This window comes from Pengzhenrongella frigida (assembly GCF_004168625.1).
Classification (GTDB): domain Bacteria; phylum Actinomycetota; class Actinomycetes; order Actinomycetales; family Cellulomonadaceae; genus Pengzhenrongella; species Pengzhenrongella frigida.
The window spans coordinates 1-6,577 of sequence record NZ_SDWW01000084.1 but is presented as its reverse complement, the minus strand read 5'-3'; the positions used below and the strand labels follow the sequence as shown (position 1 = coordinate 6,577).

The window sequence follows — 6,577 nt, the reverse complement described above, 5'->3', positions numbered from 1 at the left end:
TGAACTCCTGGTTCACGCCCCACGCTGGTGGACTTGCTGTGAACCACCGGCCTCAACTCATCCTGACCCGTAGGGCGAGGCCGTAGTCCTTGCGCACCTGGGTCACCCACCGGTCCAGCCGGTGCCACTGCGCGCGGGCGTCGGCAGGGGTCAGGTCATGCCAGTTGACCACCGGGATCCTGGGCGGTTGAAGCGAAACGGGCTGGTCACCGCTCGCTTTGGGCGATGGTTGTGGGCCACCATCGGGGGGCTGCTGCTGCTGGCCGGTCGGGACAGGCCGACGCGCGGCGGTGTCGGTGGGGTCGCTGGTCATCTTCGCGGGCCCCCTAGATCGCGCCGGCCGGCGCGGGGATGGCCGCGACCGCCGCACCCGCGGCCGGCGCGGTCGAGGTTGCCAGCTCGTCTAGCTCGCGGCTGCGGGCGGGGCGCCGGCTGCGCTGACGGGTGCGGACCACCCGGTAGGTGGTTCGTTTGGCGTCGTGGCCGATCCGCTCGGCGACGAAAACGCTCCCGGTCGACGGGGCGTACCCCACCCGGCCCGAGGCGACAAAGACGTCGCCGCTACGAAAACGACGCGACACCCGCTCGGCCGCGTCGCCATAGACGTACAGGAAGAAGTAGATCCTGCTGACGGGTCGGGCGGGCCCGACCGGGTCGTTCACCGGCGCGTCGACGCCGACCCGGGCCCGCACGAAGTGCACGCCCTTGACTGTTTGCTCGAGCGCGCCCATCGACACGATGAACCCAGCAACGCAGGTCTGGGTAGGGATCGTCATCGCAACCTCCCACTGCCGGGCGGTGCCGGATCGGCAGCCGCTGTCGACTGTTAGGTGTGCGCGGCACCCCTGGGTCGCGATCGCTCACGGGCACTGGAGCCGTCGCGCGCTCACGGGTTCACTCCGCTGTTCGCAGCGTTGGCCGGGCAGGACGACGTCGGCGCGGCGGCCGTGATCAGTTCGCCTGCGCTCAGATGAGCTGCGCCATCGAGCCACGGCTGTGAGTCGATCGCGGGCCGGTCGGGCCCGCCGGGGCGCAGCTCAAAGTGCAGGTGCGGGCCGGAAGAGTTGCCGGTCGAGCCGACATCGCCGATGTGCTGGCCCGCGGTCACGAGGTCGCCAACCGTGACGTGGATGCCGCCGTCGAGCAGGTGCCCGTAGACCGAGGCGACGGTGTCGCTGGCGGCGGGCCCTGCGCCGGTGCCGTGCGTGAGGGTGATGCGGTTGCCCAGCCCACCGCCGGGCCCGGCCGCCACGACGCGTCCGTCTGCGGTGGCCAGAACAGGGGTTCCGGCCGGGGCGGCGAGGTCCGCGCCGGCGTGCAACGCCCACACCTGGGTCACCGGGTTCCGGCGCATGCCGTACCGGCTGGTCGGCGACCAGGTGTCATCGGGCAGCGGGAAGACCCGGGCCGAGCCGGCCACCGGAGCCGGCTCACTCGAGGCGGCCGCCACGGGCATGGTGAGCGCGGCGAGGATCGCTGCGGCCACTGGCTCGTACCGGGCGTACCGCTCTGGATAGGCGGACACCTCGACCGCCTGCGCCGCGGCGCCCGCGGGCAAGTCCCGCCAGGAACTGATGTCCAGGAGTCCGCGTGGGGACCCACCGTTGGGACCGTCGGGTCCACCGAAGAACGCCCGCGCTTGATAGGTCGGGTCCATGAGGTCGGTGACCGAGCCCCACCCGGCCGCCGGGCGCATCTGGAAGATGCCCAGGGAGTCGTTGTCGGCCCCGTCACCGTCGTGCGGGAAGTTCGCCGACGTCGGGTAGGCGGTGGTGTTGGCGTACATCCGCAGCCCGGACTCGGTCAACCCCGCCATGAGCGCAACCAGCAGACCCTCAGGTCCCACCCCGGTGATGCGTGAGCCGACCGCCATGATCGTCGCCGCGTGGCCCAGCTGGGTGCGGTCCAATCGCGCCGGCGAACCGTCCGCCGCAGTGGCCCGCAGCTGTTCGGGAACGGGGCCGACCGTGACCGGCGTGGCCGTCGAGCACGCGGCACCCACCATCGAGCCCACGAACAAGGCGAGGACGATGACGAGGACACTCGGGCCGGCCAGGACTGCCAACGAGGCGGCGACCACGATGCGGCGCATTGCGTTCACCCCCTATCGCAGCGGCTTGTCGAGCTGCGTTAGGCGCAGCAGGGAGCAGGTGGGGTAGGTCGGCTCGCACCCGACAAAGGCGGTCAACGCGACGTCGAACTGGTCGGTGACCGGTTCCCCATCCCACGTGCCGGCCCGGTGCCGGATCCCGGTGATGGTCACGGCGAACGTGCCGGACGCGACCAGGTTCGGGTCCCGGCCGATGGCGTCCGTCCACGCATCCGGGACCAGCGCGCCGGTGACCTCCAACCATTGCCGGGTGTCGTACTCGCGCAGGTGCTCCCACGCGGGCGGGCTCGGCAGGTAGCTCGCCAGGTCCAAGGCCAGGCCAGCTGACTCCTGGCCGCTCGGATCGGCGACCACCAACAGGCGCCCCTTGTACTGGGCCAAGGCCACCGGGACGGTGGTGTCCCACTCGAACAGCGCACGCGCCGCCGACGTCGCGAAATCGACCGGGTCGCACGAGGGCACCACCGGCGCCAGTGCGCCGCGGGACCTAGCCGCGGCGGACGCGGGCCTCGTGGTGTCGACCGGGGCCGCCGATGACGTCGGTTCTTCTGCGGGTGCGGGTGCGGGTGTGTCGGGCTGGCCGAACGTGGAGATCGCGAGCCCGACGACGCCGACGAGTAGCACGACAGTGACGCCGACGAGTGCGGCGCGAACCAGGCGGGAGCGGGTGGGGGAGTACAGCATCGCCGGCGCCCTAGACCATCTCGCGCACGACGTCGCGCTCGGCGCGGCCCGCTTCGGCGAAGGCGGTCATCTGCGCCAGGACCCGCTCGAACGTGGCCCACTCGGCGGCGCTCACCGACGTCGCCAGGTCCGCCGGGTCGTACCCGCTGAGCCATCCGTCCAGGTCCCGGAACGTGAGCACCCACATCCGCCGCGAGCCGGTGAACCCCGTCGTTGACGGTGGCGGGTTCGCCGGAGGTCGGGACTTGCCCTTGGCTGGGGCCTGGCTCCGTTTGAGTGTGGCCTGGGCCAAAGCCTCGAGCTCGGCGTCGGTGGGGCGCGGGCGGTCGGGTGCGGCGACGGTCTTGCCCAGTGCGGCCTGGACCGACTGGTAGGCCGGGTTGACCGGGTTCCCGGCGCGGATGTGCTCCAGGGCCCTGGTCGCCACGTCGCGGATCCGCTGCGGCTGGGCGGGGTCGGCGGCCAGATCGCGGATCTGTCCGATCTGCTCCATCCGGGTGTGGGACGCGGTGCCGGTCACCAGGAGTGCGGCCCGCTTGCGGGAGTTGCCGACCAGGTCACGCGGGGTGCCCGAATCGGGCACCCCGCGTGACCTGGCGGTTTCCGAGTCCGCAGACGGGCTGCCAAATCTTCTTGCGGCCTGGTGGCGGTCGGCCTCCTCGGCGAGCAGCGTCTTGATCTCGCGGTACAGCTCTTCGGCTTCCAGGTCCGTGTAGGGCTTGCGGATGGCGTTCTCGTCCTGCTCGGCGAGCAGCCGCTGCGCGCCGTCGGAGACCCGGCGCACCCACACGTTCGTGGTTCGCCAGCCGAGCTGCTTGATCGCCTCGAGCCGTCGCAACCCGCACACCAGTGCGCCGTCGGGGGTGATGGTGATCGGCTGCAGCAGGCCCCGGTCGGCGATCGAGCGGGCCAGCACCCCGAGGTCGCCGAGGTCCTTACGGTGCCGGGCACCGACGCCGATCGAATCCACGCTGCGGTCGAGCTGGAGGAATCCGCTGGTGTCAGACATGGCTGGGCCGTCTTTCTCGCGGTGCGGATGACGCCAGGGCGGATACGAGGCCGGTGTCGGTGGCGACTTGGTCGAGGGGGGAGCCGGCGAGGATCCGCAGGAGCATCCCTTTCCCGGTCGGGCCCAGGCCTCGGTCGGTGTCGGGGCTGCCCAGCACAGCGGTCAGCACCGCGGTCCAGGCATGTTGGCCTATGTCGAGCTGAGCGCGCGCGACCTTGTCGCGGCGCAGGTACTCGAATGCCGTCGCCGGGTTGCCTGCCAGTTCTAGGCGGCCGCCGATGTACTCCAGCGCGAACTGGGCGGCATCGGGTGGCCAGCCGCACGCCCGCAACAGCCGGACGGCGTCGCTGACGGCTGAGTCCAGTTCGACCGGCGCGATGTCGCCGGCTTTCGTTGTCCGTGGGACGGGGGCATCGTCGTTGTCGGTCTCGGGGCTGAGCTGGGCCTCGAGGAAGGTCCAGTCGCGGTCGGTGATCCGCTGCGGGTCGTGCACGTCGACGGCGCGGCGCGCCGCGCGGTCCCCGCACAGCAGCGAGTCGCCGGTGAACTGGGCACTGAAGGAGCGCTTGACCGCGGTGGTCACCACCGCCCACGGGTCATCGACGTCGAGCAGGTGCGGGTCGCACATCACCTCGAACGCGAACGACGCAGCATCCTGCGGGGGCTGCCGGTACTTGCGAGCCAACGGCGTAAAGCGTGCGATGCAGTGCCGGGCGAGCGCGTCACCTTCTGGCCCATTCCACTGGGATGGGTGAGTTGGATCGGCGAATCGGCGCAACAGTTCGCGCAGTCCGCCGGGCGAGGTGAAGGCTGGGGCGCTCATGTCAGTTGCACCCCCTGCTGGTCGGGACCATCAAGGAGCTCGTCGGCGTCGGCGCCGCGAGCATCGACGCCCGGAGGAGGTTCGAGTCCGGCGTCCGGTGCCGGTGCCAGGGGGCGGTCGTGGGTTCCGATCGCGGCCCGCGTGATGCGTGCCGGGGCACTCCAGCTTCGATGGGCGAATGCCGCTTGCACCTCGACCGCGCGGCCGAGGAGCTCGCGTCCGACAAGCGTCGGCATGTCAGCCGGCCGCATCCAAGCGACCTGCGCGCGCTGGGCGCGGTCGGTGGCCTGGGTGAGTGCGAGGTCCGGGTCGGGTGCCGGGCGGGAGGGGTCGCCATGCACCGCCAGCGGTGACGGCGCCGTCGGGGCAACTGGCGGTTCCGCCAGCGTCGGCTCTGGTTCAAGGTCACGGAAGTCGCCAGTGCTCACAGTGACACCGCCTCAGGTCCGAAAGGGTGCTCGGGGTCGTCCCGGCTCATCTCGCCGGGGTCGGTTCGGGCGGATGTGTGCCGGAAGGCTGAGCGCACCGTGGTCTCGGCTTCACGCGCGCTCAGGCCGGCGTCCACGCCAGCGGCGCCGACGCAGCCGAGCGTCGATGTGAAGTCGAAGCCTGCCTCGACCATCCGGCACGCTGCCCAGAACAGGGCGCCGTTGCGGTCGCCCTGGGGGCGTGAGCGCACGTGGTTCGCCAGCCGCGCAGGATCCACGTCAGAGCTTGTGGCCCAGGTCCGCGCTGGGCGTTGGGGTAGGGGAGGGTCGAGCAGTCTGCGGAGCCCTGCAGCGTCGACGGGGCCGGGCGCGTGCGTCGCGATTGCGACGACCTCGTATCGGCGTTGCTCGCCGTCGACTTCGATGCGTGAGGGGGGCGCGATCACATATCCGCCGTCCCCGCGGAAGTCGATGTGGGTACGCGGCGACTGCCACGACCGCTGCTGGCTTCCGGGCGGATGCGGGAAATACGCGTGGAGCCCACCCGAGGGTGTGCGCACCACCCACACCCACGTGTTCACGAGCTCCGCGTCGCGCGCCCGCTCAAGCGCAGGGAAGCCCGACGCTTGGCCGTGAACGTCGATGTCGACGACATCCACCCCGGAGGCGGCACCCGTGGGCAGCCCGACGTTCGCGTCCGGGTGTTTGCGCCACCACGACTCGACCCGGTTCGGGTCAGCCGAGGCATCCTTGAACCCATGCGCGGTCAGCGGCACCTTGCCCAAAGACACGCACGGAAAGACCGCGATGCCCGCCTGCGCGAATCCGAGCGCCGCCTCCGCGAGCGACTCTCGCGACGACGCGACCGGGAGCGTGTCGTACGTCCACTGCGGGGTTCTGATCTGGCTGTCCATGCCCACCACAGTGACGACCGTGCGTGGTCGGATGCGTATCCCCAAACTGCGTATCCCCTAGGGGATACGCAGTGTTTGCCCAGGTCAAGTGAGTAGCCCAAGAAGTCCAGACCAAGGGTTGCGAATGTGGTTTAGGGCCAGGGCGCGGCCCTGAATCGCCAGGGGATACGCAGCTCAACCCTGGGATACGCAGGGGATACGCGTGGGGATACGCAGGGGGATACGGACCTCGCGGAGAGAGTCCCACCCCGGAGGGCAGGTGCGCATCTCCTCCACGACCGGGATCGACACGATCACCTATCAGGTGCCCGAGTAGCACCACCCCCGGGGACGCACCCCGAACCGCAAAGGGAAAGCCCGCAGTCGCGCGCTGTCCACAGGCTGACCCTTGCGGGAACTCGTCGACGTCGTCGTCGTTCACAGTGGTGGGCAACCTGATCCGGGCGTAGCCCCCACGCTTCGGGAAGGGGTCCCGTATCGAGACCGAGCCGGAGCAACTAGGGCTGGAAGATGTAGCGATGAAGATGATCGACTCCCTACGGGTCAGGATGAGTTGAGGCCGGTGGTTCATAGCAAGTCCGCCAGCGTGGGGCGTGAACCAGGAGTTCA

General features: G+C 70.6%; 7 protein-coding genes. All 7 read right to left on the bottom strand.

Going from position 1 to position 6,577, the window contains the following annotated elements; genetic code table 11:
- Nucleotides 1–326 precede the first annotated feature (326 nt).
- Nucleotides 327–776, bottom strand: coding sequence for a hypothetical protein (locus tag EUA98_RS19135; protein ID WP_130104279.1), 450 nt, complete (start codon nucleotides 774–776; stop codon nucleotides 327–329).
- A 110-nt stretch (nucleotides 777–886) separates the two neighbouring features.
- Nucleotides 887–2,092 (bottom strand): M23 family metallopeptidase, encoded by a 1,206-nt coding sequence (locus tag EUA98_RS19130; protein ID WP_130104278.1) that lies wholly within the window; start codon nucleotides 2,090–2,092, stop codon nucleotides 887–889.
- A gap of 12 nt (nucleotides 2,093–2,104) precedes the next feature.
- Nucleotides 2,105–2,794, bottom strand: a complete 690-nt coding sequence (locus EUA98_RS19125) for a hypothetical protein (RefSeq protein WP_130104277.1) — start codon at nucleotides 2,792–2,794, stop codon at nucleotides 2,105–2,107.
- A gap of 10 nt (nucleotides 2,795–2,804) precedes the next feature.
- A complete protein-coding gene (locus tag EUA98_RS19120) occupies nucleotides 2,805–3,803 on the bottom strand; it encodes a ParB/RepB/Spo0J family partition protein (RefSeq protein ID WP_130104276.1) in 999 nt (332 codons plus the stop codon).
- Nucleotides 3,796–4,626: a hypothetical protein gene (locus EUA98_RS19115; protein WP_130104275.1), complete on the bottom strand. Its 831-nt coding sequence runs from the start codon at nucleotides 4,624–4,626 to the stop codon at nucleotides 3,796–3,798. Before EUA98_RS19115 ends, EUA98_RS19120 begins: the two co-directional genes overlap by 8 nt.
- Nucleotides 4,623–5,054 (bottom strand): hypothetical protein, encoded by a 432-nt coding sequence (locus EUA98_RS19110; RefSeq protein WP_130104274.1) that lies wholly within the window; start codon nucleotides 5,052–5,054, stop codon nucleotides 4,623–4,625. The genes EUA98_RS19115 and EUA98_RS19110 overlap by 4 nt, the downstream gene beginning before the upstream one ends.
- Nucleotides 5,051–5,968, bottom strand: coding sequence for a bifunctional DNA primase/polymerase (locus EUA98_RS19105; protein ID WP_130104273.1), 918 nt, complete (start codon nucleotides 5,966–5,968; stop codon nucleotides 5,051–5,053). The genes EUA98_RS19110 and EUA98_RS19105 overlap by 4 nt, the downstream gene beginning before the upstream one ends.
- Nucleotides 5,969–6,577: the final 609 nt, after the last annotated feature.

Coding starts and splice junctions, on each gene's coding strand:
- EUA98_RS19135 (WP_130104279.1), bottom strand. CDS start 776: ATGACGATCCCTACCCAGACCTGCGTTGCTGGGTTCATCGTGTCGATG.
- EUA98_RS19130 (WP_130104278.1), bottom strand. CDS start 2,092: ATGCGCCGCATCGTGGTCGCCGCCTCGTTGGCAGTCCTGGCCGGCCCG.
- EUA98_RS19125 (WP_130104277.1), bottom strand. CDS start 2,794: ATGCTGTACTCCCCCACCCGCTCCCGCCTGGTTCGCGCCGCACTCGTC.
- EUA98_RS19120 (WP_130104276.1), bottom strand. CDS start 3,803: ATGTCTGACACCAGCGGATTCCTCCAGCTCGACCGCAGCGTGGATTCG.
- EUA98_RS19115 (WP_130104275.1), bottom strand. CDS start 4,626: ATGAGCGCCCCAGCCTTCACCTCGCCCGGCGGACTGCGCGAACTGTTG.
- EUA98_RS19105 (WP_130104273.1), bottom strand. CDS start 5,968: ATGGACAGCCAGATCAGAACCCCGCAGTGGACGTACGACACGCTCCCG.